24 protein-coding genes are annotated in these 26,186 nt (G+C 60.4%); 11 read left to right on the top strand and 13 right to left on the bottom strand.

From position 1 onward, the window contains the following. Positions 1-11: 11 nt before the first annotated feature. Positions 12-863, top strand: coding sequence for a PHB depolymerase family esterase (locus tag IU397_RS00885; RefSeq protein ID WP_204409642.1), 852 nt, complete (start codon positions 12-14; stop codon positions 861-863). On the opposite strand, the gene IU397_RS00880 is transcribed toward IU397_RS00885, so the two are convergent. Further along, positions 860-1,648 carry an ATP-grasp domain-containing protein gene (locus IU397_RS00880; RefSeq protein ID WP_204409640.1) on the bottom strand — a complete coding sequence of 263 codons (789 nt, stop codon included), beginning with the start codon at positions 1,646-1,648 and terminating at the stop codon, positions 860-862. The two genes, IU397_RS00885 and IU397_RS00880, sit on opposite strands and share 4 nt — an antisense overlap. Positions 1,649-1,769: 121 nt before the next feature. Here IU397_RS00880 and IU397_RS00875 point away from each other — a divergent pair, with 121 nt between their 5' ends. After that, complete coding sequence (locus IU397_RS00875) at positions 1,770-2,189, top strand: hypothetical protein (protein ID WP_204409630.1); 420 nt, start codon at positions 1,770-1,772, stop codon at positions 2,187-2,189. An 8-nt stretch (positions 2,190-2,197) separates the two neighbouring features. Here IU397_RS00875 and IU397_RS00870 read toward each other — a convergent pair whose 3' ends face one another. From IU397_RS00870 to IU397_RS00840, 7 genes are all read right to left on the bottom strand, one after another. Further along, positions 2,198-2,851: a site-2 protease family protein gene (locus tag IU397_RS00870; protein ID WP_204409628.1), complete on the bottom strand. Its 654-nt coding sequence runs from the start codon at positions 2,849-2,851 to the stop codon at positions 2,198-2,200. Between the two features lie 280 nt (positions 2,852-3,131). Next, positions 3,132-5,027 (bottom strand): glucans biosynthesis glucosyltransferase MdoH, encoded by a 1,896-nt coding sequence (mdoH, locus tag IU397_RS00865; protein ID WP_204409626.1) that lies wholly within the window; start codon positions 5,025-5,027, stop codon positions 3,132-3,134. Further along, on the bottom strand, positions 5,024-6,550 hold the full coding sequence (locus IU397_RS00860) for a glucan biosynthesis protein (RefSeq protein ID WP_204409624.1): 1,527 nt from the start codon (positions 6,548-6,550) through the stop codon (positions 5,024-5,026). The genes mdoH and IU397_RS00860 overlap by 4 nt, the downstream gene beginning before the upstream one ends. Positions 6,551-6,554: 4 nt before the next feature. Next, positions 6,555-7,793 carry an OpgC family protein gene (locus IU397_RS00855; protein WP_204409622.1) on the bottom strand — a complete coding sequence of 413 codons (1,239 nt, stop codon included), beginning with the start codon at positions 7,791-7,793 and terminating at the stop codon, positions 6,555-6,557. 27 nt (positions 7,794-7,820) lie between these two features. Next, the gene (locus IU397_RS00850; protein WP_204409613.1) at positions 7,821-9,179 is read right to left on the bottom strand and encodes a tetratricopeptide repeat protein; all 1,359 of its coding nucleotides are present in this window, start codon (positions 9,177-9,179) and stop codon (positions 7,821-7,823) included. Positions 9,180-9,303: 124 nt separating this feature from the next. Beyond that, a complete protein-coding gene (locus tag IU397_RS00845; protein ID WP_204409610.1) occupies positions 9,304-10,914 on the bottom strand; it encodes a thiamine pyrophosphate-binding protein in 1,611 nt (536 codons plus the stop codon). A gap of 97 nt (positions 10,915-11,011) precedes the next feature. Next, on the bottom strand, positions 11,012-11,686 hold the full coding sequence (locus IU397_RS00840) for a GntR family transcriptional regulator (RefSeq protein ID WP_204409607.1): 675 nt from the start codon (positions 11,684-11,686) through the stop codon (positions 11,012-11,014). 241 nt (positions 11,687-11,927) lie between these two features. Here IU397_RS00840 and phnC point away from each other — a divergent pair, with 241 nt between their 5' ends. The 8 genes from phnC (at position 11,928) to iolG (ending at position 19,722) form a co-directional block, all read left to right on the top strand. Continuing rightward, the gene (gene phnC, locus IU397_RS00835) at positions 11,928-12,749 is read left to right on the top strand and encodes a phosphonate ABC transporter ATP-binding protein (protein WP_204409605.1); all 822 of its coding nucleotides are present in this window, start codon (positions 11,928-11,930) and stop codon (positions 12,747-12,749) included. A gap of 44 nt (positions 12,750-12,793) precedes the next feature. Continuing rightward, entirely contained in the window at positions 12,794-13,753 is a 960-nt protein-coding gene (phnD, locus tag IU397_RS00830) for a phosphate/phosphite/phosphonate ABC transporter substrate-binding protein (RefSeq protein WP_204409602.1), read from the top strand. A 63-nt stretch (positions 13,754-13,816) separates the two neighbouring features. Beyond that, complete coding sequence (phnE, locus tag IU397_RS00825; RefSeq protein ID WP_204409594.1) at positions 13,817-14,674, top strand: phosphonate ABC transporter, permease protein PhnE; 858 nt, start codon at positions 13,817-13,819, stop codon at positions 14,672-14,674. Continuing rightward, entirely contained in the window at positions 14,671-16,191 is a 1,521-nt protein-coding gene (phnE, locus tag IU397_RS00820) for a phosphonate ABC transporter, permease protein PhnE (RefSeq protein ID WP_204409593.1), read from the top strand. Before phnE (IU397_RS00825) ends, phnE (IU397_RS00820) begins: the two co-directional genes overlap by 4 nt. 18 nt (positions 16,192-16,209) lie before the next feature. Further along, positions 16,210-16,632 (top strand): hypothetical protein, encoded by a 423-nt coding sequence (locus IU397_RS00815; protein WP_204409591.1) that lies wholly within the window; start codon positions 16,210-16,212, stop codon positions 16,630-16,632. A 60-nt stretch (positions 16,633-16,692) separates the two neighbouring features. After that, entirely contained in the window at positions 16,693-17,457 is a 765-nt protein-coding gene (gene fabI / locus IU397_RS00810) for an enoyl-ACP reductase FabI (RefSeq protein ID WP_204409589.1), read from the top strand. 5 nt (positions 17,458-17,462) lie between these two features. After that, positions 17,463-18,605: an acetate/propionate family kinase gene (locus IU397_RS00805; protein ID WP_204409587.1), complete on the top strand. Its 1,143-nt coding sequence runs from the start codon at positions 17,463-17,465 to the stop codon at positions 18,603-18,605. Between the two features lie 115 nt (positions 18,606-18,720). Then, positions 18,721-19,722: an inositol 2-dehydrogenase gene (gene iolG, locus IU397_RS00800; RefSeq protein WP_204409585.1), complete on the top strand. Its 1,002-nt coding sequence runs from the start codon at positions 18,721-18,723 to the stop codon at positions 19,720-19,722. A 6-nt stretch (positions 19,723-19,728) separates the two neighbouring features. On the opposite strand, the gene IU397_RS00795 is transcribed toward iolG, so the two are convergent. The 5 genes from IU397_RS00795 to IU397_RS00775 form a co-directional block, all read right to left on the bottom strand. Further along, positions 19,729-20,445: a cytochrome b561 domain-containing protein gene (locus IU397_RS00795; protein ID WP_204409583.1), complete on the bottom strand. Its 717-nt coding sequence runs from the start codon at positions 20,443-20,445 to the stop codon at positions 19,729-19,731. 4 nt (positions 20,446-20,449) lie between these two features. Beyond that, the gene (locus IU397_RS00790) at positions 20,450-21,322 is read right to left on the bottom strand and encodes a carbohydrate ABC transporter permease (RefSeq protein WP_204409581.1); all 873 of its coding nucleotides are present in this window, start codon (positions 21,320-21,322) and stop codon (positions 20,450-20,452) included. Beyond that, positions 21,322-22,239: a carbohydrate ABC transporter permease gene (locus tag IU397_RS00785; RefSeq protein ID WP_204409579.1), complete on the bottom strand. Its 918-nt coding sequence runs from the start codon at positions 22,237-22,239 to the stop codon at positions 21,322-21,324. Before IU397_RS00785 ends, IU397_RS00790 begins: the two co-directional genes overlap by 1 nt. Before the next feature lie 281 nt (positions 22,240-22,520). Then, on the bottom strand, positions 22,521-23,846 hold the full coding sequence (locus tag IU397_RS00780) for an extracellular solute-binding protein (RefSeq protein ID WP_204409577.1): 1,326 nt from the start codon (positions 23,844-23,846) through the stop codon (positions 22,521-22,523). Positions 23,847-23,880: 34 nt separating this feature from the next. Beyond that, positions 23,881-24,963 carry an ABC transporter ATP-binding protein gene (locus IU397_RS00775; RefSeq protein ID WP_204409571.1) on the bottom strand — a complete coding sequence of 361 codons (1,083 nt, stop codon included), beginning with the start codon at positions 24,961-24,963 and terminating at the stop codon, positions 23,881-23,883. A gap of 115 nt (positions 24,964-25,078) precedes the next feature. Here IU397_RS00775 and IU397_RS00770 point away from each other — a divergent pair, with 115 nt between their 5' ends. Continuing rightward, positions 25,079-26,101: a LacI family DNA-binding transcriptional regulator gene (locus IU397_RS00770; RefSeq protein ID WP_204409568.1), complete on the top strand. Its 1,023-nt coding sequence runs from the start codon at positions 25,079-25,081 to the stop codon at positions 26,099-26,101. The last annotated feature ends 85 nt before the right edge of the window (positions 26,102-26,186 follow it).

Below are 26,186 nucleotides of genomic sequence, written 5' to 3'. Positions count from 1 at the left end.
GGATATTGACAATGCGGATATTCCTCTCATTGACCACCATGGCGCTGTCCGTAGCCGCTTCGATGGCGCAAGCCGGATGCGCCGACCAGGAAGAGGCGTGCGAGATTGACGGGGGCACATATCATATCACCCTCCCCGATGGCGCAGGCGATCAGACACCTGCCATCATGTTCATCCATGGGTGGGGCAGCTCCGGCCAAGGAGTGTTGCGCAACACCGGCATGGTGAACGCGGCCAAGGCCAAAGGCTATGCCATCATCGCGCCTGACGGGATGCCGCGCGAGGGGCGTGATGGGCGAAGCTGGTCTTTCCATCCGCAACTTCCGAACCAACGCGAAGAAGTTCCGTTTCTGACCGCGGTTCGCGACGATGCGATCACGAAACACAGCATCGATCCAGACCGGATGATCCTGGCGGGCTTTTCTATCGGCGGTTCCATGACAAGCTATCTGGCTTGCGCGGCTCCTGACAGTTTTACGGCCTATGCACCCGTGGGCGGCGGCTTTTGGCGACCCCATCCCGAAGGCTGCGCAGGCCCGGTCAAGCTGCTCCACACCCATGGCTGGACCGATGGCACCGTGCCACTGGAGGGGCGCGTCCTGCGCGGCGACAACCTGCAAGATCCTGCGGCTTTGGCCCAAGGCGATATCTTCCACACCATGTTGCTGTGGCGGCGGGTGAATGGCTGCGAAAATCTCCGCGCGACCGAATTCGATATGGGCGAGGATTTTTGGCGCCGCCGCTGGACCAAATGCTCTGACGACACAGCCCTCGAACTTGCTCTCTTTCCGGGCGGCCACCGGGTGCCCAATGGATGGGCCACGATGGCCATTGATTGGTTCGAAGGGCTGCCGGGCAGCTAGGGCGACGCTGGGAGATCTTCGATTGCAGTGGCCAATTTGCCAAGATCTGCCGCGTAAAACCCAGCTGCATTCAGACAATTGGTTTCCAGCATTTGCAAACCAGCCTCCGTCCGGCAGACATCAATGACGTAAGCCGCGGCATAGCCGTGGTTCAGCTCGACCATCTGTTGGGCAAAGCGCAGCGCATCGTCGTCAATCTCTGGCCGGTAGACGACCTGCGCCCCTTCCCTATAAAGCGAATAGGTCACGATCTTCCCCGCGACCACCCATAACCGCCATTCCTGCAAGATGCGCACGGGCCGGGTCAGCATCAACTGCGTGTCATGGCGCAATGATCCGATGGGAATATCAGACAGATCCAAGGCCAGCACCTTGCGTGCCAGATCCAGGATTTCATCCGTCGATTTCACACTGCCTGCGATTTCCTTGTTATCCTCGATGGGCCGAATGAACAAAAGCCGTCCGTCATCGACCAATTGTTCCGGAATGTCCCGTAAGCTCAGCACCTGGGCGTCAGTGCCATTCACCAAAAAGGGATGCCACACCGCTCGATGGAGGAACGGCTCGATCCGGAATATGCCGGGCTTCAGACCATGCATGTCCGCATAACGCCACAAGGCGTAGGATCCGAACATCACCACGCGATCCGGATCCTCAATGATCGGTTCAGGGATCAACTCTCCCAAGAACGGCACGACCTTATGCCAGGAATAGGGCAGGCCTAGCCCGTCCAAAGTCGTGGCCAATTTGTGCGTATCATCCAGATCCTGCAATAACCATTGCATGGGCCCATCCTCCAACTCAGCCTCATACAGGCGAAGGTTTTCGCATAGCGGGCGCTGGCGGGCTTGTCACCTGGGGCATTCCGCTCAGAAACAGGCCATGTCTTCACCATCCGGGCCGATCATGCAGAACAGACACCCGGATGAAAATGGATGGCAATCATCGGCAACAACCTGGATCGACCGGATGGATGGCCCGGGTCACAAAGCCCGACGGACATCTGGTGATCGGCAACCTCACCAGCTTTGCCACGGCCAGCGCGATGGCGGGGCGCAAGATCTGCAAGGACACCAATACCGAGAGACGCCGCTTGGCCGGTATCTGTCGGCGCGCAAGCAATGGTTCGAATGGGACGGCCTGCGCGTTCGAAACTGGCATCGTCCGCTCTCTCGCTACATGCAGTGGTTTTTGCAGGCGGGGATGATCCTTGAATATTTTGATGAACCCCGGCCGAAAGGGGGCGACGCGGACCTAAGCAACGCGTATGAAAACAGACCGTTCCTGATGGTCATGGCCTGGCGGAAACCCGACACGCCGCACTGACACTTCGGTCAGGCCTGGCGCAACATCTGCCAGTGCAATGCAATGGCGGGAATGAAAAACAGGACCAGCCCCACATACATATAGCTCAAGACCATCGCGGGGATCCACAGAATGGCGATGACCAACCCCACCGCCCCACTGATCCGTGTCGCGAGAGAGGCCGTGGTGAACCGCATCAGCAAAAGCTGGAACAGTTTGCCACCATCCAAGGGCATGACCGGAATAAGATTGAACACAGCCAGAAACAGGTTCATCCAGCCCAACGTGGCCACCGCCCAGGTCACCATGCCCCCACTTGTGTAAGGCAGCATCAAACCGGCCACGGCCCAGATCGTCAGGTTCACGATCGGCCCCATGGCCACGATCAATTCATCCTGCTCTGCAGTGACGGCGTGGCGATGCTCACAAAAGCCACCGCCCCCGTGCAACACGATCCGGCGCACCGGCACACCCTGGATCAGGCAGCCCCAAGCATGGCCCAATTCATGCAAAAAGATCGATCCAATCAGCATGGCGACGAACAGCAGGTCAAATGCCATCATGTCGGCCGATCCGCCGATGGCGACAAACAACAACACCAGCAACACGATGCTGGGATTGACCTGGACCGGCACCCCGAAAGGGCCGCGGAATTCGAACAACGGGTTGGCTTCAGAGAACATGAACAAGCTACCTCAGTGGTGATCGGATCGCGCCGCCAAGACGATCATAAAATCGTGGCAAATTCATAGCGACGCCAAAAAGAAAGTTAACAAACAACGTATCCGTCGCCTAACCGCCCTGGCCAAGCCTGTCCATGGGGGAGAACCGGGACGTTAGGTTCTATTACGAGTTTGAAATCGAAACTGAGGTTTCGAGGACGCCATACATATCCCGTATGTATGGAATGTGCATCATTTGTGCATGATATGTGCGGCCCCGGTTCTGGGGCCGGCTTGGGCGTTACTGGGCCGGGATCGCGCTCAACGGTTCAGCGTCAATCTGGCTTTTGAGGCGCGCCCGTTCGACCTGGGCCATCTGAACGATGGGCGGCGCGCGCAAGGTTTCCGGCGTGCTCAGTTGCGCCGGTTTCGGTGCATCCGACCCGATCCGCCACGCACTTAGCGCAGAAAGCGGAACCGCCAGCAACAGGCTCGCCGCGATAGGCAAAAGCCAGATGGGCACGAGCCCCGATATCAACCCGGCCGTGATGATCGCGCCCAAGATCGTCTCCAGCCAGTGAAACCGGATCAGCGTGCTGAAACCATAGCCCTGACCGTCGCGGCATTGCGGGTTCCAGGTGACCCGACGGCCCAGGATCGTCCCCAGCACGGCCAGGGTCTGTTGAACCATCAGGATCGGCGCATAGGCAACTGATAAAAGCAATTCCAGCATCGCCGCCCCAACGAATGTCCCGCCACCGCCAAAGACGCGGCGCGCCCGCGGCACCAATAACGTGACGATAACGGCAATCACCTTAGGTGCGAGTAACATGCCGTAGGTCAGGGCCAGAAAGACGGCACTGTTCATCTGGTTCATCACCGGCCAGTCGGGGTAAAGCGGATTGGCCTCGCTGAAATAGGCGATCACGTTATTGCTTTCGCCAGTGCCGAGCAGGGCCCAGATGATCAGCAACGCAAACCAGACAGGCGACATCAGATAGGCAAACGCGCCATGGAACAGGTGAAACCGCGTGACGTGGTGAAACCCGCGGGCAAAGACCAGCCGCAAATGTTGAAGATTTCCTTGGCACCAGCGCCGATCCCGGATTGCGTGGTCGATCAGCGATGCCGGTGTTTCCTCATAGCTGCCCGGCAGTTCGGGCACCAAACGCACCCCCCAACCGGCCCGGCGCAGCAACGCAGCCTCCACAAAGTCATGGCTGAGGATCAGGCGCTTGCTGCCATCCAGGCCGCGCAGGTAGGGCAATCCGGCACATTCGGCGAAGGCGCGGGTCCGGATGATCGCGTTGTGCCCCCAATAATTGCCTTCACGTCCGGTCCAAAGCGCCAGGCCGCGCGCCAGAAGCGGGCCGTAGGCGGCGCTGGCAAATTGCTGGGCCCGGGCAAAAAGGCTTTGTGCGCCGACAAGCTTGGGGCAGGACTGGATCAGACCGGCCTCTGGATCAGTTGACAGGATATCCGACAGTCGACGCACGGCACGACCACTCATCAAGCTGTCCGCATCCAGAACCAGCATGGCTTCGTAATCGGCGCCCCAATGCTCGATCCAGTCGGTCAGATTGCCAACTTTACGGTCAGTATTCTTGGCCCGCCGCCGGTAATACAGCGCCAGATCCGACGGCAACTGCGCACGCAGCAACTGATAGGCCGCCCATTCACGCCACGCAATCGCTGCATCTTGGGTGTCGGACAGCAAAAACAGGCTGTAATGGTGCGTACCGCCATGGCTTTGCAAGTCACGCAGCATCGCCGCGGCATTGCCAAACACATCGCCAACATCTTCGTTGTAGATGGGCACCAACAGCGCGACAGAGATCGGTTCGACCGGTCCCACGGATGTCGCAGGCCGCGAGACGCGCACGGCCCCGATCGCCCCGACGACGGCCGTTGCAAAGGACAGTGCGACGGCCGCAAAGCTGGCCCCGATCAGGACCAGCAGAACCTTTTCCAACGTCGTCAACCCACCATTGGCGAGCCACCACCCGATCCCCAATACCAGAGCCAGCGTCGCCAATGCCGCTGGAGCGAACACACCCAGCCGCCAAAAGCGGGGTTCTTTCTCATCAAGGCCGTGGGTGGCACCCGTTTTTTTCCAAAAGCTTTGCCTATGCATGGAAAGGGGTGCCTTTGGCGGCATGGCCGAGGCGCTGTGGGGGTTGCGGGGAATACTGGTCATGCCGTCCACCTATAAAGCCAAACTTCCGACAGTGGTCCGTCGGGCAGGCGCAGTTGCACACGAAACTCCGCCAGGGTCGCGTCGCCCGCATGGAACGTGAAGGCCAGACGCGGCCCCCCGGTTTCCGGGTTGCGCTGCAACACGCCTTCAGTCACCTCGCCGGCGCTGGACCGCACCAATTGCATCACATCGCCCAGATCATCGGGTACGTGGTCACCGGGGCCGAAATCGATCGCGATGATCTGCCCACCTTCAGGGCGCCCACCCATCCGCGTATTGAGTACCGGCAAAAGGTTGGCTGCGGGTTCTGGACTGGCGCCCCAACTCATGCGGTAGGTGAAACGGCGCTCCTCCCCGGCGGCAATCACGCCGACTGGGCGCCAATAGGCGACGATATTGTCGTAAACCTCTTTATCCGTCGGGATCTCTACCAGTGTCACGGAACCCGGGCCCCAGTCTTCACCGGGTTCGATCCAAAGGCCGGGGCGGCGGTGGTAAAGCGCCTCAAGGTCAGCAAAGTCACGGAAGGCACGTTCACGCTGCAACAGACCAAACCCCTTGGGGCCACGATCCAGAAACCCGCTGACCTGCAATTGGCGGGGATTGGCCAGGGGACGCCACAAAAGCTCCCCCCCGCCGTTGTGAATCAGCAGGCCATCGCTGTCATGGACGGCCGGGCGAAAATCCGAAAACCGGTCACGGATGGTTTCATCGAACATGAACATGGATGTCATGGCACCCATGCCGATATGGCGCAGGTCGGCCCGGGCAAAGATGCGGGCAGAGACATCCATTGTCAGCGGCGCGCCGGGGCGCACGACGATGGTATAGGCGCCGGTACAGCTGGGGCCGTTCAGCAGGGCATGTACCGTAAACTGCCGCTGGCCAGGTGCGGGGCGTTCAATCCAAAACGCCTCGAAATCGGGAAATTCCTCCCCCGATGGCTCGGCCGTATTGACGGCCAGACCTCGGGCAGAGATGCCGTAAATCCCGCCCGTATTGATGGCGCGGAAATAGCTGGCCCCCTGGAACACTGCAAATTCCTGGTAGATACCAGGGGTCTCTAGCTCGGCCCGAAAGCGCAGCCCCGAATAGCCGATGACCTCGTCCACCGGCAGTTCGGGTAATTGATCGGAATGGTCGAACACGCCGAAATCGAACAGCATGGGCCGCGATTGCCCGTCCTCGACCACCGACATCGCGACGGGATGCGGATAGTAAAGACCAGGGGGAAAGACATCCAGCCGCAATGGCGTATCGCTGTTTTCCCACAGGGCGTTGCGGGTATCGAACCAAATGGCGCGGTACTGGTCATAGCTAAGATCCAGCCACGCCTGAGGCACAGGGGTGCGCGCCTCATAGGGGCGGGCCGCCAGATCGCGGGCGCGGTTCACAACCTGTTCTGGATTGAACGGTTGGGCCGATCCCAGTTGCAGACCGGGTTCCCCATCCTCTTGGGCGCGGCTCAGTGTTGGTGTTGCGGCCAATGCCGTGAGCCAGGCCAGGAAATCGCGTCTCAACATCCGGTCAGGCCCTCTTTGTTCGCCAGGGTTGGGATTTGAACCATCCCACGCCATAGGCCAATGCGATCAAAAGCAGGATGCCCGTGATGTTCACCAACGCCATGGTGAAATGGGTGCGCCCGATATCGTCCAAGGCCACGCCCATCAGCCGGGCCAGGTACATTGAGGCGATGAAAACGGCCAGGGATTGCTGCCCGACTTTCATGATTGCCGCCAGGACCGGCCGCCAGACCGATGCGATGGCGCCATGTTCGGGTGGCAGGAGCCGATTGCCGCGCGGGCCGACGGCACACCATCCCACGTAGGCCAGGGCCAGAAAATGAAGGTAGCGGAAAAGGCCGAAATCCGTTTTTTCGATCAGGGGGGCAATGGCCCGGCGGGCAGCGGCCAGCTCTGGCACTTCGCGCAGAATACGGAAATAGGCAAAGGGTACGGTGGTGACCACGATCACAATGGCGATGGCGATCAACCACCAGCGCACCGGCGGAGGAGGCAACCAGCCAGACATGAATGCAAAACCAGTAAAAAAGATCAGTTGCCAACCGAACGGATTAAAGAACCATTCCCGCGTGCTCCATTTCGGAGCATCCTCGGTACCGCGATTGTTCCACAGCTCGGCTGGTAGCTGAAAGAGGTCGAACTGGGTGATGAACCACAGCCCGATAATCATAGCGAAGGCAGCCCAGCGGTTGAAATCACCCACCAGCACGACAAGTGGCATCATCGCGAGCACCACCAGGTACATCGGCAAGATGTCAAAGTAATTGGGCACGTAGGTGAGGGTGAGCAGGCCAAACAACTGTAACTCGGCATTTTTGAAAAACGGATACAGGTTTAACTGTCCGACGTAATCCTTGGTTCCCAACTCATAGTGGTTCAGCAGCACCATCGTGGTCGAAACGGCGATAAACAGCCCGATATGGGCCCAATAGACCTGCCAGACCCGAAAGGCGACCCGGGCCGCCCCCAATCCAAATCCGCGGAGGCGAAACACTTTGCCAAAGGCGATCGCCGACGCCATGCCCGAGCAGAACACGAAAATCTCCGTCGCATCGGAAAAGCCGAACCGCGCCGGGATCCATAACGCCAGCCAGTTGCCCGGCGCATGGGCGATCAGGATGATGAACATGGCGATCCCCCGGAAGAAATCCAACCGGGGATCCCGGGTGGTTGCTACCGGTTGGGCTTTGGTCGCTTGTGACGGCGGCACCTGTGCCAGAGCGGGATCTGTTGTGATCGTCATCGAATTGGGCGGTCCATGATGCCGGGCCTATTGCGCCGGAATACGCTCCGCAACGCGCCGGGCGGCCGATATGCTGGCAAACCTGCGGGCGGCGAACGCATCCTCGATCCCGTCGCGGCGGGTACGGCGCTGGATCAAGATATCTTCTGCACCATCCAACTCACCGGCGCGAATGCCTGCATCGATGGTGATCCGCTCAAAAACATCACGTTGCGCGTGACTGCCGCCGATGGTCTGCAATACCGGATAGGCCTTCGACAGATTGCGGAAGGCATGGGCGTATCGGCCTTCACCAAATGCAGACAGACCTTGCGCCACGGCGACGCCAGGATGGCGGGCGACCACGGCTAAATCGCCTTGATCCGCACCGTCCCGATAGAGCCGTGCGATCAGATGCGTCACGGCATTGGCGCGGCTGTCACCGGTCAGGGCCAGCATGTAATGCAGATCCGCAAAGGCCAAGCATCCATCATCGGTGCGGGTTTCCGACAGATCCGCAAGCTCGGCCCAGCGGTTGCCCACATCAACGCCTTCCAGCTCAAGACGGCTCAGCAACGAAGTCGCGTTGGCGATATCGCGGTAATCATCAGTTTTCTCGTGGCGGATCTTTTGATCGTAAAGCGACAGCACGGTGGCGGTGTCGCCCATGTCAAGATGCAGCAGCGCCTTGTGCCACCACACATGGTACCGAAAATTGTTGCAGTGATCCCAAGCCTGCGTGTTGCGTTCGATCAAGGCGATGCCATCCTTCGACCGCCCCGTCATGTCGTGGACATGGGCCACGGCATGCAGACCCCAGGCATCATCGGTGGCAAGCTCTAGCCCGGCCAAGCCCGCACGCTCAGCCGCGGCATACTCCCCAGTCTCTTCCAGAGCGAAGGCATGGCAGCCCATGATGAAGCCCGATAGCGGATGATCAGTTCCATGGCTGGGCAGGATCCGTTCGATGGAGGCGCGCATGCCTGTGGCATCGCCCAAGATGAAGCGGATCGCGTGAATGACCTTCGCCGTCAGCGTGTCACGCGGATTGTCGTCCAGGACCCGCTCCAGCAGAATGATCGCCTGCGACGGATGCCCCTTCAGCCAGACATCCAGCGCCGCGCACCATTGCAGCGCACGCTGATCGGTATCAGACCGCAGACTGGCCTGCGCGGTTTCACTTGCGGCCCGGGCCGTTTCTACCAATTCGCGCCGCCCCATCAGCATCGAAAACAGCCCGCGCGCCGCCTGACCCAAGATGAAATCGGGCTCCCGTTCCAACACTGCACCCAAGCAAACGGGAGTTTGCGTTCCGTGTGCCAGGAAGGCCCGGATCATCGCGTTCCAATCGGAAAGCGCTTCGACTGAGCGCAGGCTTACGGGAGCGTCACAGATGTCGTAGTTCATCAAATACCTCGCAGGGGTGAACCATTAAAACAGGTATAGGTGGCCCTTTTGCCACCGTAACCAGCTGTTGCAGCCAAGAACGGATACGTGATCATAAGTGAGCCGTAAGTTGCTCAAATAAGGGTTAAATCCGCCCATCATACGCCTGCCTGTCAATTTCCACAGCAATGACGCTGAACGTTTCAGCGTTTTGCGCCTCAACAAGCGCCTGCGCGAGCGCATCGCGTGATCGAACCGTGTATCCAACCCCGCCAAAGGCCTGCCCGATGGCTGCAAAATCATGGTGGTGCAGGTCGACCGCATTGTTCGCAAGTTGGCGTTGGCGCTGTTTCAACTCGATCAGGGCCAGGCTGGAATCGACGAACACGACCAGAATCGGGCGCAGATCAAGTTCGGCCGCAGTGGCCAACTCCCCCGCCACCATCAGGAACCCGCCATCGCCGGAGAATGACACGACTGTACGGTCCGGCGCAGCCAGGGCAAGGCCCATGGCGAGCGGCACCGCACAGCCCATAGTGCAAAAGGCCGAAGATTGGACCAATTCGCGCGGCGCATCACACCGCCACATCTGAGAAAGGAGGATGCGGTGCGCCCCGCTATCGGCAGTGGCCAATGTGCCTTTCGGCAAGACCTGCCGACAGACATCAATGGCGGCCGCCGGACCCCAATCATCATCGATAGGGAAAGCGGCCTGCAAGGCAGCTTTTGCATGGCCAACCTGACCATCAGGCCAGCGCGCGTCCACCCCCGATCCGTCGGTGAGCAAACGCAAGGTGGCACCGGTATCGGCCACGAAATTGAGGGAGGCATGGTGCATGTAGTGGTGGTTCTGATCTGCTGAAATGTCTATCACGTTAACGCGCGACGTATCCCATATGTTCCGCCAGCCCGTCCGCATCTCGATCGGGTCATATCCCGCGCAAATGATGAGGTCCGCCGCGTGGAACAGTGGCATCAGATGTTTGTCCGCCAAGGGGGACAATCCCGCACCGCCAAGGCAAAGGGGGTGATCCTCCGGCAAAACGCCCTTGGCCTTGTAACTCGTGACGACCGGGGCGCCGATACGCTCTGCAAAGGCTTGCAGGTCGGTGGCTGATCCATCGGTCAGGATGTCCAGCCCAGCCACGATTATCGGGCGCTTGGCCTCGGCCACCATCTGGCGCGCCCGGGTCAGATCCGCCCCCTCCGCGGGGACAACCGGCGTCGCCAGCGAACGATCCGGCACAACCGCGCTAGGCCCCGGGGCATCGGCAGCAGAGATCGGTACATCAATGTGGACAGGGCCCTGGCGCGGTTCCATCGCAATGGTCACGGCCTTGTCGGCAATCACATCGGCCACCTTGGGCTCCAGCACGAAACTGGCCTTGGTGATCGGGCGAAACACCTGGGTTTGATCAAGGATCTGATGAGTGTAGGTCTGCCCTTCATCTGGATCAATCGCTCCAGTCAGCACTACCATGGGCACCCGATCCTGCAGGGCATTGACCACCACATTGACGGCATTCATGGCGCCCGGACCTATGGTGGCCAAAACAATCGCTGGCGCCTGACTGCGGTGCCACACACCTTCGGCAATGAAGCCGCCTGTATTTTCATGTTTCACGGTGATGACCTGGATGCCGACCTTTTCCAAGGCGTCGATCAGGGTCAAAACCTCTCCACCGGCCATACCAAAGGCATATCGGCAACCAGCGCGATATAGCCGCGCGGCAAGGATGTCTGCTGCGCGGGTCATATTCCGTTGCTCATGCGTCTATCGTTGTTTCCAGTCTGCTGCATTGCAGCAACAAGCTGTAACAACAACTCACATGTCTGTGCAAACCAGGTCGGCGCTAACCTGCCGTCGCGGAAGAATTAGACAGGATCTCGACCAGTTCATGCGCTGCGCGTTGCCGGTGGGTCCGGAAAGCCTCGCGCGTGCGGTCGGCATCACCCGTGGCAAGGCAATTCAAAATATCACGGTGATCCCGGGTCGAGGCGACGGGCTTGTCGCGGCGTCCCAATGTGGCGATCCGCGCCCGGTGTGCTTGATCGTTCAATGTGCCCACAATGGCGAGAAGCCGATTGTTGCCGCTCATCTGGATCAGGATCCGGTGGAACCGGTCATCAGCCTCGGCCCACACCTCTAGGTCATTCCTGTCCAGCGCTTGCTCCATGTCAGATGTCGCATCCGATAACGGCGCCAGTTCTGCTTCGGTCGGGCGCTGTGCCGCAAGCATTGCCGCTGCCTCGGGTTCAAGCGCTGTCAGGATATCGTAAATTTCCCGCATGTCATCGGGAGAGATCGGGAGCACGCGCACCCCCCGCCGGGGAACCAGTTCAACAAGCCCCTCTGTCTGCAAAAGAATCAGCGCCTCGCGCACGGGCGTGCGGCTCATGCCGAGGCGCATCGCAACTTCGGGTTCCGTCGCCTGGAAGCCCTGCGGCATGCGGTTAGACAGGATTTCCGATTTCAGCCGGGCATGGGCCTCGGATACCAGCGTTTTCTTTGGCGTCGTCACTGTCACGGTTCGGTTCCAAGCCGATTTTTGCACCTGGGTTTCATAAGACGATGCTGGACGGGCAGGTGTCAACAAAACACTCGATATCTGCGCAGTTCACTATAAACGGTCAAAATTTCTCCTGCTAAATCGCTGTGATTGGCGCAAAAGGCGCATCCGTTGATCCGTCACATAACCGATACAGAACTGAAACATTCACGTCATCCCGCAGCACTAACCAAGGTGCGTGCTGTTAGGGGAATGACGAATGCTGCAGCTTCGCGATGTGACGAAGACCTTTGGAACCGTCACGGCTGTCAACACAGTCAATTTTGAGATCGACACCCCGCAGGTTGTCGGCATCATCGGGCGCTCCGGGGCCGGGAAATCCACCCTTTTGCGCATCATGAACCGCATGACCGGTGCAACCAACGGCCAGATCATCGTCAATGGGGAAGACGTCCTGGCCCTGCGTGGGCGCGAGAAAATGGAATGGCAACGCAACTGCGCCATGATTTTCCAGCAATTCAATCTGGTGCCGCGCCTTGATGTGTTGACCAATGTTATCCTGGGCCGTTTGAACCAGCAATCGGTGCTGCGATCGTCGCTCCGGTTTTTCTCGAAAGAAGAGCGGCACGAAGCGTTGACGCTGCTCGACCGGTTCGGCGTCGCCGCCACCGCGCTGCAGCGGGCCGAGACGCTGTCGGGTGGACAACAACAGCGGGTCGCGATCTGCCGCGCGATGATGCAACAGCCTAGTTTCATCCTTGCGGATGAACCCATCGCCTCCCTCGACCCGCTGAATGCCCGGCTGGTCATGGAAGCACTGCACCGTATCAACCGCGATGAAAAAATCACTGTCGTCTGCAACCTGCACACGCTTGATACGGCGCGCACCTATTGCGACCGCGTGATCGGGATGCGGGCGGGGCGCGTCGTGTTCGATGGCCTACCCGAATTGCTGACCGACCAAACTGCCCGCGAAATCTATGGGGCGGAAGCGGATGAGGCCTTTGAAGGGTCCATCACCTCCACCTCGTTGGGGAATGCCCCAAAGCCAGATCGTGCCGCCATGGTGGGCGCGCATTGACCCGCACGACACACGTGCACCTCGTTCTCAGGGAGAGACCTTACATGAACACCTTCACCGCTCGCGTTGCTGCCTCTTTCGCAGCTGCCGCTATCGCTGGCGTCGCCTTTGCCGATAGCCCCGCAAACTATTCCGGTCCCACGATGGATCTGTCCGGCGTTCAGCCTGAATTTCGCGTGGGTTTTCTGGGCGACGAAGCCTCGCAGGACATCCTGACCCGCAACGAATGCCTGGGCGAATACGTCGAAGCCGCATTTGGCGTCCCTGCCAAGATGTACACGTTCAAGGACTATGCTGGCACGATGGAATCGTTTGTCGGCGGCAATCTGGATTACACATGGTTCGGCGCCTCGGGCTACGCGGGCCTCTACCTGCAGGATCCCGAAGCGGGCGAGCCCATCATGACACGCATGCAGCCCACGGGCGACACCGGATATTATTCCGTCATGGTCACCCTGGCCGATAGCGGGATCGAAACGCTGGACGATATGAAGGGCAAGACGCTTGGCTTTGCCGACCCAAACTCCACCTCCGGCTATCTGATCCCGTCGATCGAACTGGGTGATCAACTCGGCGAGCTGGACGGCTATTTCGCCTCAACCGAATTCCAGGGCGGCCACGAAAACGGCGTTCTGGCCGTTCTGAACGGCGACATCGACGCGGCGGTGACCTGGGTCTCCGGTGTGGGCGAATGGAGCGAAGGATACACCTCCGGCAACCTGCGCAAGATGGTCGACAAGGGCATCCTGAACATGGATGACATCAAACAGATCTGGTCCTCGAACCTGATCCCCAACGGCCCTATCGTGATGCGCAAGGCCCTGCCCCAGGAAGCCAAGGACACCATGCTTGGCATGAAGCAGTGGATCCTGGAAAACGATCCTGTCTGCAATGAAAACATCGCTGCCGGCGTCGTCAAAGCCTGGGTGCCGGTTGAGCATTCCTTCTACGACGTGATCGTGAAGGCCCGCAGAGCCAAGATCGAAGCCGAAAAGACCAACTAAGTCTTTCGTGATCAAACCGGCGGGACACCTGGCCCCGCCGGTCCTTTTTTGTGCGAGCCCCCTATGACCGCGATCCTGCCCGAGCACCTGACCCAGCTTGAGGTCGAGCTAAAGCGCCTGCAACGCCGCAAATCCAGCTATACCGTTGTGGCCATCGTCATCACTGTCGCGATCTTCATGGTCGGGGTGGATATGGCGAACTCCGCCAATGCAACGCCCTTCAGCCAGGGTTTCCGCAAGATCTTTGATTTCCCCATCGATATGTTCAAACTGTCATGGGAATTGGGTTTTGTGAAATGGGCCAACCGGGTCGTTGAATTTCTGCCGGATCTGATCCTGACACTAAATATGGCGGTCTTGTCCACATTCCTGGGCTTTGTCTTTGCAGTGGTGCTGGCGTGTTTCGCCTCGCAAAACATCATGCGCAGCACGGTGATCGTCACATTCACCCGACGTATGCTCGATCTGTTCCGGTCCTTCCCGGAAATCGTGATCGCGCTGATCTTTTTGTACCTGATGGGCAAAAGCCTATTGCCCGCCGTCATCGCCATAACGATCCACACGACCGGTGCCTTGGGCAAACTGTTCTCCGAAGCGATTGAAAACATTGACACCAAACCGCTGGAGGGCCTGCAATCAGTCGGCGGAAGCTGGGTCAGTCGCATCCGGTTCGGTGTCTTCCCGCAGGTCATGCCGATCTTCTTTTCCTACGCGATCCTGCGGCTAGAGATTAACGTGCGCGCCTCGACCATTCTTGGGTTCTTTGGCGCGGGAGGTATCGGCCAGGCGCTCAGCAACGTGATCCAATGGCGCGATGGCGGGCGGGTCACGGCCATCTTTGTCTTGTTGGTCGCCACGATCATCGCCCTTGATTACCTGTCTGACTGGATCCGGTCCCGCATGATTGGACGCCGCACATGAGCATGACGCTAGAGCCCACCGCACTTGACGCGGTTCGCGCCGACATTGATCGCAAGGCTGGCCACCAGCGGCTTTGGTTTTTTGGGATCATGGCCGTCATCCTGGCCTACCTGGCCTTTTCCTGGGTGCAGTTTGATATCGGGTCGCTCCGCAAGAACTGGAAACCGGAACGCGCCTCGCTCTTTCTCCTCGATACCTATGCCCACAAAGATCACGTGACCGTCAGGTGGAGCGATCCGGCAGAAGTCGACATCCGGTTCGAAGGCGGCAACAGGCTCATCTACGATCCCAAACCCGACTGGTATGCGGCCGACGGCACATCCAGAACCGTCAGCTTTGCCAATGGCGGCACCATCACATTGTATGATGACCAGGTCGCGCTGGATTGGCCGGGTCAGGACGAGACCATCGTCTTTCGACGGGACGCCGATGGGGTGCCCGAAGTTGCCAAACACCCCCGCCCCCTTTGGACGGATCGCACGGTGGTGGACCAGTATCTGGCCGATGGCCGCTGGTTCGATGGGCTGCCCGACGATATGCGCCCCGATACGACAGGCCCCCTGAATGGTGAGGAATGGGCGCAGTTGCGGCGTGATGTGGCCGCCCTTGGGTTGGATCAACCACCGGGCCTGCCGGACTGGATCCGCGTGACAGACAGCAAGGTCGAGGTGCGTCCCTCCCTTTACGAGCGTTTGCAGGTCGGCGGCTCAAAGGTAGAGATCCACCGCTACGAGCTTGGCTGGAAATATTTTTGGTTCGATTTCGACAGCCCGCTGGTAGATACCGGATTGTTTGGCGCGCTTGGCCTGATTGTCGCGGGCGAACGGGTCGTGCCGGACATGTCGAACCTGCAATTGGTCTGGTCCGAATTCAGGGACAATTCCATCTGGGGCCACGGCGCGGTGCTTTACGCGATGCTTGAGACGATCTTCATGGCCCTTATCGGCACGATGATCGCCTGTGCCGTGGGTCTGCCCCTGGCCTTCATGGCGGCCCGCAACGTGCAACCCGTTGGTCCGGTGCGCTTTGCCCTGCGCCGCCTGTTTGACCTGTTGCGCGGCATCGACACGCTGATCTGGTCGCTGATCTTCCTGCGGGCATTCGGCCCTGGATTGTTCACCGGGATTTTTGCCATCGCGTTCACCGATACAGGCACTATGGGCAAGCTGATGTCCGAGGCTGTCGAGAATGCCGACGACAAACAACGCGACGGCATCCAATCGACCGGCGCCAGCACGGTGCAGCAGCATCGCTTTGGTATCTTGCCGCAGATCATGCCGATTTTCGTGTCGCAGTCGCTGTATTACCTGGAGTCGAACACACGCGGCGCTGTGATCATCGGCGCCATGGGTGCAGGCGGCATCGGCCTGCAATTTCTGGGGGCCCTGCAAACCGGAAGCGATTTTGAGAACGTGGCCTATATCGCGCTGTTGGTCATCGTCACCGTCATGCTGATGGATGCCGCCTCGGCTCGTCTGCGTCGCGCCCTGATCGGGTATGAACGCCCCACTGACTGACTTCACAGGAGACCTGCCTTGACCCGTGCCCTGATCGCCGCCGCCCTTATCCTGTCCGCAAGTCTGGCACAGGCCCAGGAACAGCAGGCAGGCAACGCCGCCAGCCGCAATGCCGAGGAAACGTTCCAGAAACTGGTCGACCGATGCGATAACACCGACATGTTGATCCTACGCGCGAAGGTGCGCCTGCAACTCAGCCGCACGACCGAAAAGGCCGCGGCGACCGCACAATCGCTCATGGAAGACGGGTTTGGCCTGTGCGGCAGCGGTGATATCGACACCGCCATGGCCAAGCTGGAAGAGGCTTTGGTGGTCAGCGCCGCCGGATCGGATGAGAAATTTGGCACCGATACCGGTGCCAACCCCGTCGCGGCGGAAGCCGCGCCAGAGGAGCAGGACAGCGCCGACGCGTCGGACACACCCTGGTGGAAGCTCTGGTAACCCCCTAACCAGACTGGCAGATCGCCCCAATATCCTAGATCGGAACCGCAAAGGGCAGGTATGTTCAGACTGGATCAAACGACCGCTTTGATCGTTGGTATCGCCAATGATCAATCCATCGCCTATGGCTGCGCCCGCGCCCTGCGCGCCCAGGGGGCACGGCTGGCTGTAACCTATCTAAATGAAAAGGCCGAAAAGCATGTCCGCCCTCTGGCCGAGGACTTGGAGGCGGAACTGATCCTGCCCCTCGACGTGGCTAAACCCGGGCAGTTGGAGGGCGTTTTTGAAGCGATATCAGCACATTGGGGCCGCCTTGATACCCTGGTGCATTCAATCGCCTTTTGTCCCAAGGACGATCTGCATGGCCGCGTCGTTGATTGCTCTGCTGCCGGGTTCGGGCAAGCCATGGACATCTCGGTCCATTCCTTCCTGCGCATGATCCGGCTGTCAGAGCCGCTGATGCCCGATGGCGGCACCTGCATGACCGTCAGCTTTTACGGAGCCGAAAAAGTGGTCGAGAACTACAACATCATGGGCCCGGTCAAATCCGCACTTGAGAGTGTCACACGCTATGCCGCGGCGGAACTGGGTGAAAAGGGGATCAGCGTCCACGCCCTGTCACCCGGCCCCCTGGCAACGCGGGCTGCCAGCGGCATTGATCATTTTGACCAGTTGTTGCAAGACGCCGCAGACCGGGCCCCCACCCATACGCTGGCCACCATCGACGATATCGGGGCCTATGCTGCGTTTCTGGCCAGTCGCGAGGCGCGCAATGTCACCGGTGGCGTCCATGCCATCGATGGCGGCTACAGCATTATCGGATGACCGCCATGGGCCTCATTCTGACGCTGAATGCCGGATCCTCATCGCTCAAGTTCGGCCTTTACGGGGCGCAGCCCGAACCGGACCTGATCGTCACCGGTCAGGTTGAAAAGCTGGGTCTGGCCGCCCGGCTGGTGATCGATGGCGGCCCGCAAACAGAGCTGGGGCCGACCGACCATGCCCAGGCTTTGAGCCAGATCATGGCAGCCCTCGCCCCCTATCTGGACGGCGAGATCGTAGCAGGGATCGGCCACCGGATTGTCCACGGCGGCGTGGCCCATTCCGCCCCCGTGACACTGGATGAGGATGCCATCGCCAAACTGCGCGCACTGATCCCGTTGGCCCCGTTGCACCAGCCCCACAACCTGGCTTGTGTTGCGGCGGCCCGGGCGATGTTTCCGGCGGCGCCGCAGGTCGGGTGTTTCGACACGGCCTTTCACCGCACCCATCCGTGGGTGAACGATACCTTTGCCCTGCCCCGCGAATTCTATGACATGGGCGTCCGGCGCTATGGCTTTCACGGGCTCAGCTACGACTACATCACCGGTGTGCTGCACCGCGACTATCCAGAGCTTGTGCTGGGCAAGGTCGCCGTGGCCCATCTGGGCAATGGGGCCTCCATCTGTGCGGTCCGCAATGGCCAGAGCGTCGCCTCGACCATGGGGTTTTCGGCCTTGGACGGTTTGCCCATGGGTACACGGTCGGGGCAGCTGGATCCCGGTGTGGTGCTTTATCTGATGACCGAACATGGGATGAGCGCGGAGCAGATCACCGAACTGCTCTACCGCAAAAGCGGCCTTTTGGGGCTCAGCGGTGTGACCAGCGACATGCGCACGCTTGAGGCGTCGAATGATCCCCGCGCGGCGCAAGCCATCGATTACTATGTTTTCCGCATCCAGCGGGAGATCGGTGCCATGGCGGCCAGCATGGGCGGGCTCGACGGGGTCGTCTTTACCGGCGGCATCGGCGAAAACTCCAGCTATATCCGCGGCCGCGTGACCGAGGCGCTGGGATTTCTGGGCGTCACCGTCAATACCGGCCGCAATGCCGCCAACGAGACCGAGATCGGCGCAGGCGCCACCCGCGTGCTGATCATTCCCACGGATGAGGAGCGCATCATCGCCCGCGCCGTCGCGCGAGCTGTGGTCTAAGATTTTATGCCTCCGGCGGGGATATTTATGAACACATAATGGGGGCAGCCGGGACTTGCATCCCAAAGCTGCGCGCCGGATACAGGCATGATGTTTCGGGTGGAGGACCCTGTTGATGGTGAGATTTGCGGTATTAGGGGCCGGACGGATCGGGCAGGTCCATGCCGGTGCGATTGCGTCGGTCAAAGGGGCGAAACTTGTCGCGGTGGCGGATCCGGTGGAGGCCGCAGCCCAGGCGCTGCGGACAGAGTATGGCTGTGATATCCGCACAATCGACCAGATCGCCGCCTCAGACGATGTCGATGCCACCGTCATCTGCACCCCGACCTCGACCCATGCCGACCTGATCGAACAGTTCTGCCGCGCCGGGAAGGCGGTGTTTTGCGAAAAGCCCATCGACCTGAACCTCGCACGGGTCCGCGACTGCCTGCGGGTTGTGGAGGAAACCAACGGGACGCTCATGGTCGGCTTCAACCGCCGGTTCGACCCGGATTTCGCGGCCTTGCGCGCCGCCATCGATGCTGGTCAGATTGGCACGGTCGAGATGGTGACACTGACCAGCCGTGACCCCGCCCCGCCCCATTACGATTATTTCCCAACCTCGGGCGGAATTTTCCGGGACATGACCATCCATGACTTCGATGTTGCCCGCTGGATGCTGGGCGAGGAGGTCGAGACTGTTCAGGCCGCCGCCAGTGTCCTGACCGATCCCAAGATCGGGGAATGGGGCGACTATGACAGCGTCAACGTCATCCTGAAAACGGCCAGTGGCAAACAGGCCACGATCACCAACAGCCGCCGGGCCAGCTATGGCTATGACCAGCGGATCGAGGTCCATGGCGCCCTTGGGGCCGCATCTGCCCGCAACACGCACACGGCGAATATCGAGATTGCGACAGCATCGGGATACCAGCGCCCGCCGTTGCTCGATTTCTTCATGACGCGCTACAAGACCGCCTATGCCGCCGAAATTGCGGCCTTCGTCGAGACGCTGACACAGGGCATGCCTGCCCACCCGACAGGCCATGATGGGATGATGGCCCTGGCCCTGGCGGAGGCGGCGGTCAAATCGGTCGCCGAGGTGCGGGTCGTCGCCATGTCCGAGATCCTGGGATAGCGCGGGCTAGGCGCTGCCGGGATCATCCGGCCCGGGCAGGCGGCGCACCTGAAACCCGATGGGATGCGGGCGCTGATTGCCGGGATGGGCCGGATCGGGCCCCCAGAGCGCCTGGTACGTATCAACGCACATCCCGCGGCGCTGCAACAGCACGACGCAGGCCGCAAGAAAGGCCCACCAAAGCGCCAGGCCGATCCACATCCATTTCGGTGCATTGGCCAGCCACATGCCTGAGCAGATGGCGGTCACAGCCAGCAGGATGGCGGTATAGCCAGCGACCTTGTGCACATATTCAAACGCGATACGCCGAGGGGTCATGTCATAGTGATCCCCGGCCAGGGATCCGTCCGTCGGCCCACCTTTCGTGCCGCGCAGCAGCCCGCCGATCACCTGCATCGCCACAAAGGTCAGCACCGCATAGCCAAACAGATAGTGCAGGCTGTCGCCGACCTCTTGATCTCCGGCACGCACCAGGGCGATGGCACCCAGCGTCAGTACCGTGGCGGTGTATTGGCACGCGCGGTGGGTGTTCCACCAGACGCGGTTATCCACCTCTGCCGGCCAGGCCTGGCGCGGCAGGATTTTGAAATACCGCGCCGCGATTACCCCGATGGGGACCAAAACTCCCCAAGCCAGCACCATCGCCCGCCCGTGCCAGGACACATGAAAACCGACCTCATGGGCGCGGGACGGGTCGATGGAGGACATCAGCCAATCCAGCATCGCCCTAGCCCTTGACGGCCCCTGCCGTCATGCCCGTGATGATCTGGCGCGACGCGATGAAGGTAAAGATGATCGGCGGGACGGCCAGCAGCATGCCCGTGGCCATGATCACGCCCCAGTCGATGTCGTATTCCGTCAGGGAGTTCACGATGGTCACCGGCACGGTGCGGGAATTACGGTCAGCCAGGGCATTGGCCAGCAGGAATTCATTCCACGCCACTCGGAACGTAAAGATGGAGGCGGCGGCGAGGCCCGGTTTGATGATTGGCAGGACGACCAGGAAAAACACCTGGAACGGGCCCGCTCCATCCATCCGCGCGGCTTCCTCCAGCTGGATCGGGACCTGGATGATGAAGCTTTGCAAGATCCAGATCACGAAGGGTAGGTTCATGGCCACGTAGACCAGGATGATGCCCACGCGGGTGCCATCAAGCTGAAATTGGAAGGTCCAGATGCCAAAGACCGGGACGAGCAAAACAGCCGGGGGCACCATGCGCATCAGCAGCGTCGTGAGCGAGACCGTGTCGCGGCCCATGAACCGGAACCGCACCAGCGCATAGGCCGCCATGCAGCCGATCACCAGGGTGAGAACGGTCGAGGTGATGGCGATGATCAGGGAGTTGATCAGCGCACGGCCAAAGGTTTTGTCGCAGAACTGCACATGATCCGGCGTGTACCAGAGCAGGTTGCACATCGCCGTTTCGTAGTTGCGGATCGTGGGGACAAAGAGCAGCCCTGCCGTGTCGGACATGATGTCGACATTCAGCTTCAGCGAGGTCATCAGCATCATCACAATCGGCCCCGCCGACATGATCACCAAAGCGACGAGCAGCGCATAAAATGCGGGGTTCTGGCGGTCATAGGTCTTGTCGGACATCAGGCATCGCCCCCGGCAGCGGCGCGCAGACGGGCGGCGCGGGCCTCAACGGCCTTGTTGTAAAGATACATGGCGACGGTCAGTAGCAGGAGCAGGATCAAAAGGTAGTTGGACATGGCCGCGGCCTCCCCCAGTTCCCGGAATTCAGCCGCGGTGCGGTTGATCCGCAAGCTGAGGATTTCAGTGGACAATCCCGGCCCGCCATTGGTCATGACCAGGATGACCTCAAGCACCTTGAAGGCGTCGATCAGGCGCAGCAGCAGCGTGACGATCAGGACCGGCATCATCAGGGGCAACTTGATATAGATGACCTGCTGCCAGGGGGTGGCACCGTCGATGCGGGACGCCTCCAAGGCGGAGCGCGGAAGCGATTGCAGGGCGGCCAGGGAAAGAATGAAAATGAACGGGGTCCATTGCCAGATATCGGCGATGATCACCGAGGTGAAGGCCCAGCTGCCATCGCTGAGCCAGGGGATCGGTTCCAACCCTAAACTCTTGAGAGTACGGTTAAAAATGCCGACAGTCGGATGGTACATATAGCGCCACATCAGGCCCACCACGATGGGCGCGATCATCATCGGCAGGATGAAGATCGTCCTGAGCACCGACATGCCGCGAATGTTGCGATCCAGCAGCAGCGCAAGGCCGACACCGATGATCATTTCAAGCGTGACGACGATGGCCGCGAATTTAAGGGTAACCCACAGGCTTTCGCGGAAGGCATCATCCTGCAATAGATTAATATAGTTTGAAAAACCGACCCACTCCGCCTCACCGATGCGCTGGCTGGGGTTCCAGTTCAGGAAGCTCGCATAGATCATGTAGCCGATCGGATACATCAGCGCGACGGCCATCACGATCAAGGCGGGGGCCATGAACAGATACGGCGTCAGGCGGTTCACATTGGCGGTTTGCATGGGTCAAATCCGGGGTCAGTCTGGGGTCGGAAGATGCGGGTCCCGGGGGCGTGCGAGGGGCCCGCAAAACGCATGCAGAACGGATGCACATTCCATGCATATCCCATACATACGCGGCGTTCGGTGGTTCGTGGTTCGGGCAACGCCCATCCATTGGGATCGGCGCGCATGTTTTGGCCCGGTTGGGGGGCCAGCCCCCCAAACCCCCCGGAGTATTTTCACCAATAAGAAAGGGGGTTTGGGAGAGTGTATTGGACATTCGCCCGCTATGGGTGCGCGGGTCAGTTCCAGGTGTAGTAGCCAGCCTCATCCATTATGGCGCGAGCCCGTTCGGCGACACCGTCCAGCGCCTCTTGCGGGTCCAGGCCCTCGGTCAGGACCTTGGACATGGAAGTTCCGATATCGGCGTTGATCTTGCCCCAGGTCGGGATGATCGGGCGCCAGTCGGGATCGGCATATTTCAGGGCTTCGCCAAAGGTCGCGGAATAGGGGTACTTCTCGTTCAGTTCCGCATCCTGGTAAGTCGAGAACCGCGAGGGGTTGCCGCCTGCCATCGCGACCAGCTTGTCGCCTTTCTTGGAGGTCAGCCACTGCATCAGCAGGAAGGCGGCTTCCTTGTTCTCGGCATTCTTGGGGATCGCGATGCCGAAACCGCCGGTCTGGCTGCCACGGCGGACACCTTCGGGGTGCAGCGCATAGCCGACCTTGCCCGCAACGGTGGATTGGCTGGGATCCTCAAAACCTGAAGCAAAGGCGATGCTGTCCATGAACATGGCGGCCTGGCCTTGCTTGAACGCCGCGGCAGCCTCGGCCGGGCCAAAGGTGGAAGAGCCTTCGGGGCCGCAATCCACGATGGTTTTGAGGGCATTGGCCGCTGCCACGCCAGCCTCGTTATTGATGATCGGCTCCCATTTGTCATCGAAGACACGTCCACCCAGGGGGGCAAGGTGCAACAGGAAGGCATGGCTGGCCTGGTGGCCCGAGGCTGCGCGGGAGGCCATACCACCCATGCCGGGCTCGACCTCCGGGATCTTGCAGGCCGCATCCAGAAGCTGGTCATAGGTTTCCGGCACATCGATGCCGTGCTTTTCAAAGATGTCCTTGCGGTAGGCCAACACGCTGGTCTCTGATCCATAGGGGATCCCGAAAAGTGACCCGGTCTGGCCCGGCAGATACCCTTTATCCCCTCCGGCGACGCCAATATTGGCCACGTAGCCGTCAATCAGATCCGACGCATCATAGCTGGGATCAGCCAGTTTCGGGTTCATGAAATACTTGGCCAAATTCTCCAACTGGTCGGCAAAGACGTAATCCGCCTTGGAGAAGACCACATAGGCGATCATGTCATAATCGCCTTCGCGCTTGGTCAGTTCCAGCGTCTGCCGCTCGCGCATCTTCAGGTATTGCAGCTGGTCAACCTCAACCTCGATCCCCGTCTCTTCGGTGAATTGCGGCAGCACCTGCATCATGGCATTGTAATGGGGATGGGCCGGGACATTGATCACCAGCGTTGTGCCCCGGTAGGGTTCGTAAGGATCAGCCATGGCAGCAGTCGCCATGGTCGCGGCGACGGCGATGCCGGTCAGCCTGTAGGTCAGTGATAGCATTTTCGTTTTCCTCCCTTAATCGTTGGTTTTTTGGTCAGAGCCTAAGGCCCGACGCTTTATCGAAAATCATGATCTCATCGGTGCGGATGCCGAAGGTTTCGGTGGTGCCGGCCTTCAGGGGGGCCGCGCTTTGCATCTCGACCAGCAGTTCCTGTTGCCCGCAATGGGTGACCAGAACCGACTGTGCGCCCAGATATTCGGCCACGACCACCTTCAACGCGACCTGGCCCGGCAGGCTGGCATTGCGTTCAAACGAGGACGGGCGCAGGCCCACCACCACATCGCGGCTTGTCGCGTTGTGCAACCGTGCCGCATCCTCCGCCGTCAAAGGCAGGGTGTAGCCGTCACCGGTGACGCTCAGGCCGCTCTCAGCCTGTTGCAATGCGCCGTCCATAAAGTTCATGGTCGGGCTGCCGATAAAGCCCGCCACGAACATGTTGACCGGCGATTTGAACAGCTCTTCGGGGCTGCCTTGCTGCTGGATAGTTCCTTCATTCATGACGACGATCCGGTCGCCCAGGGTCATCGCCTCGACCTGGTCATGGGTGACATAGACCATATTCTTGTCGATCGTATCGCGCATCTCGGCCAGTTCGGTACGCATCTTACCGCGCAGCTTCGCATCCAGGTTCGACAGCGGTTCATCGAACAGAAATGTGCCCGCATCGCGGACCAGGGCGCGGCCCATGGCAACCCGTTGGCGCTGACCGCCCGACAGTTCCGCCGGTTTGCGATCCAAAAGGTGGCCGATATTCAGCATGTCGGCCACGCGCTGCACCTTTTCCGTGATCTCGGATTTGGGTGCCTTTTGCAGGCGCAGGGCAAAGGACATGTTCTTGGCGATGTTCATATGCGGGTAGAGCGCATAGTCTTGGAACACCATCGCGATGTCGCGCTCCTTGGGCTCCAGCGCGCCGATGGGCGCCCCGTCGAAAAAGATCTCGCCCCCTGACAACGTCTCCAACCCCGCCAGAATGCGCAATGTCGTGGACTTGCCGCAACCGGACGGACCGACCAAAACGGTGAACTCGCCATCATTCAAGGACAGGTCCAGAGGCGGCAACACGCGAACGGAGCCGTAGCTTTTTTCGACTTGGTCGAAGACGATCTGCGGCAAGGGGCCCTCCCAAACGCGTTGCCAAATATTGGCTGACAGCGTGACATGGCGACGCCTTGGTTGCAAAGCAGCGTCTTTCGATATTAACGTTAACGCTAACGTTGGGAAAGACCGCATGGCACGCAAGAGCCGGGCCAGCAAGCTGGTCAAGATTGAGGATGTGGCCGCCGCAGCAGGCGTGTCGATCATGACCGTGTCGCGGGCCCTGCGCGGGGTCGAGGGCGTGTCCGAAGGCAAGCGCCTTGAGATCATTGAGATTTCGCAAAGGCTGGGCTATCGGCCCAACCCCAATGCGCGATCATTGATGGGCGGGGCGTCGGGGCTAATCGGCATCTCTTTTCCGACGCTCTTCAACGATGTCTTCGCCGGCATCCTGGACGGGTTGCGCCCGGCTTTTGAGGCGAACGGGTTCACCACCGTGGTCAACACGACGGAATATGACGCCGACCGGGAACGCGCCTGGGTTGAACAGGTCCTGTCCTGGCGGCCTGCCGGTCTGGTCCTGACCGGCGCGGATCATGGCCCGACCGTGCGGGAGGCGATCCAGACGCGCCAGATCCCCACCTTGCAGGTCTGGGATTTTACCGACGCGCCCATCGATATCTGCGTCGGCGTCGATCATCAAAATGCGGGTTATCAACTGGCCCGCGCCATGATCGCGCTGGGATATCGCCAGCCGGGTTATGTCGGGATCCAGCACGGCAAGGATCAGCGGGCGGAAAAGCGGTTGAATGGTATCTGCCACGCCTTTGCCGAGGCCGGGCTGGGCGCGGTGGCCGAAATGCGGATGCCCGGCAGCTCCTACCGCGCGGGATATGACGGGTTTCAGGCTCTGTGGGCCCAGGCACCGCGGCCCGATATCGTGTTTTTCCTGTCCGATCATTTTGCCTTTGCCGGGCTGATGGCCTGCCAGGTGATGGGCATCCGCGTGCCGGATGAGGTCGGGCTGGCGGGGTTCAACGGGCTGGACATTACCGAGGTTTTGCCCCTCCGCCTGACAACGGCGCGCACCCCCCGGCGCAAGATGGGGGTGCAAGGGGCCAAAAACCTGATCGCCCGGATGCATGGTGTGTCCTCGGATCTGTCGGTCGAATTACAGACGGAGCTGATCCATGGGGAAACCACGCGCCGCCCCTGATCGCCCGCCACCGGGCACGCAGCCATCCACGGCCCGCGCGCAAACCCGTCCCGGATGCGCCCCCGCAGACGCGGGCCCAGGTGCG

Origin of the sequence: Actibacterium sp. 188UL27-1 (genome assembly GCF_016901225.1) — a bacterium.
Lineage (GTDB): Bacteria > Pseudomonadota > Alphaproteobacteria > Rhodobacterales > Rhodobacteraceae > 188UL27-1.
This window is presented reverse-complemented; position numbering and strand designations above follow the sequence as displayed.

Bases quoted from the DNA above. Each gene is read 5' to 3' on its own strand.
- IU397_RS00885 (WP_204409642.1), top strand. From the start codon at position 12: ATGCGGATATTCCTCTCATTGACCACCATGGCGCTGTCCGTAGCCGCT.
- IU397_RS00880 (WP_204409640.1), bottom strand. From the start codon at position 1,648: ATGCAATGGTTATTGCAGGATCTGGATGATACGCACAAATTGGCCACG.
- IU397_RS00875 (WP_204409630.1), top strand. From the start codon at position 1,770: ATGCAGAACAGACACCCGGATGAAAATGGATGGCAATCATCGGCAACA.
- IU397_RS00870 (WP_204409628.1), bottom strand. From the start codon at position 2,851: ATGTTCTCTGAAGCCAACCCGTTGTTCGAATTCCGCGGCCCTTTCGGG.
- mdoH (WP_204409626.1), bottom strand. From the start codon at position 5,027: ATGACCAGTATTCCCCGCAACCCCCACAGCGCCTCGGCCATGCCGCCA.
- IU397_RS00860 (WP_204409624.1), bottom strand. From the start codon at position 6,550: ATGTTGAGACGCGATTTCCTGGCCTGGCTCACGGCATTGGCCGCAACA.
- IU397_RS00855 (WP_204409622.1), bottom strand. From the start codon at position 7,793: ATGACGATCACAACAGATCCCGCTCTGGCACAGGTGCCGCCGTCACAA.
- IU397_RS00850 (WP_204409613.1), bottom strand. From the start codon at position 9,179: ATGAACTACGACATCTGTGACGCTCCCGTAAGCCTGCGCTCAGTCGAA.
- IU397_RS00845 (WP_204409610.1), bottom strand. From the start codon at position 10,914: ATGACCCGCGCAGCAGACATCCTTGCCGCGCGGCTATATCGCGCTGGT.
- phnC (WP_204409605.1), top strand. From the start codon at position 11,928: ATGCTGCAGCTTCGCGATGTGACGAAGACCTTTGGAACCGTCACGGCT.
- phnD (WP_204409602.1), top strand. From the start codon at position 12,794: ATGAACACCTTCACCGCTCGCGTTGCTGCCTCTTTCGCAGCTGCCGCT.
- phnE (WP_204409594.1), top strand. From the start codon at position 13,817: ATGACCGCGATCCTGCCCGAGCACCTGACCCAGCTTGAGGTCGAGCTA.
- phnE (WP_204409593.1), top strand. From the start codon at position 14,671: ATGAGCATGACGCTAGAGCCCACCGCACTTGACGCGGTTCGCGCCGAC.
- fabI (WP_204409589.1), top strand. From the start codon at position 16,693: ATGTTCAGACTGGATCAAACGACCGCTTTGATCGTTGGTATCGCCAAT.
- IU397_RS00805 (WP_204409587.1), top strand. From the start codon at position 17,463: ATGGGCCTCATTCTGACGCTGAATGCCGGATCCTCATCGCTCAAGTTC.
- iolG (WP_204409585.1), top strand. From the start codon at position 18,721: ATGGTGAGATTTGCGGTATTAGGGGCCGGACGGATCGGGCAGGTCCAT.
- IU397_RS00795 (WP_204409583.1), bottom strand. From the start codon at position 20,445: ATGCTGGATTGGCTGATGTCCTCCATCGACCCGTCCCGCGCCCATGAG.
- IU397_RS00790 (WP_204409581.1), bottom strand. From the start codon at position 21,322: ATGTCCGACAAGACCTATGACCGCCAGAACCCCGCATTTTATGCGCTG.
- IU397_RS00785 (WP_204409579.1), bottom strand. From the start codon at position 22,239: ATGCAAACCGCCAATGTGAACCGCCTGACGCCGTATCTGTTCATGGCC.
- IU397_RS00780 (WP_204409577.1), bottom strand. From the start codon at position 23,846: ATGCTATCACTGACCTACAGGCTGACCGGCATCGCCGTCGCCGCGACC.
- IU397_RS00770 (WP_204409568.1), top strand. From the start codon at position 25,079: ATGGCACGCAAGAGCCGGGCCAGCAAGCTGGTCAAGATTGAGGATGTG.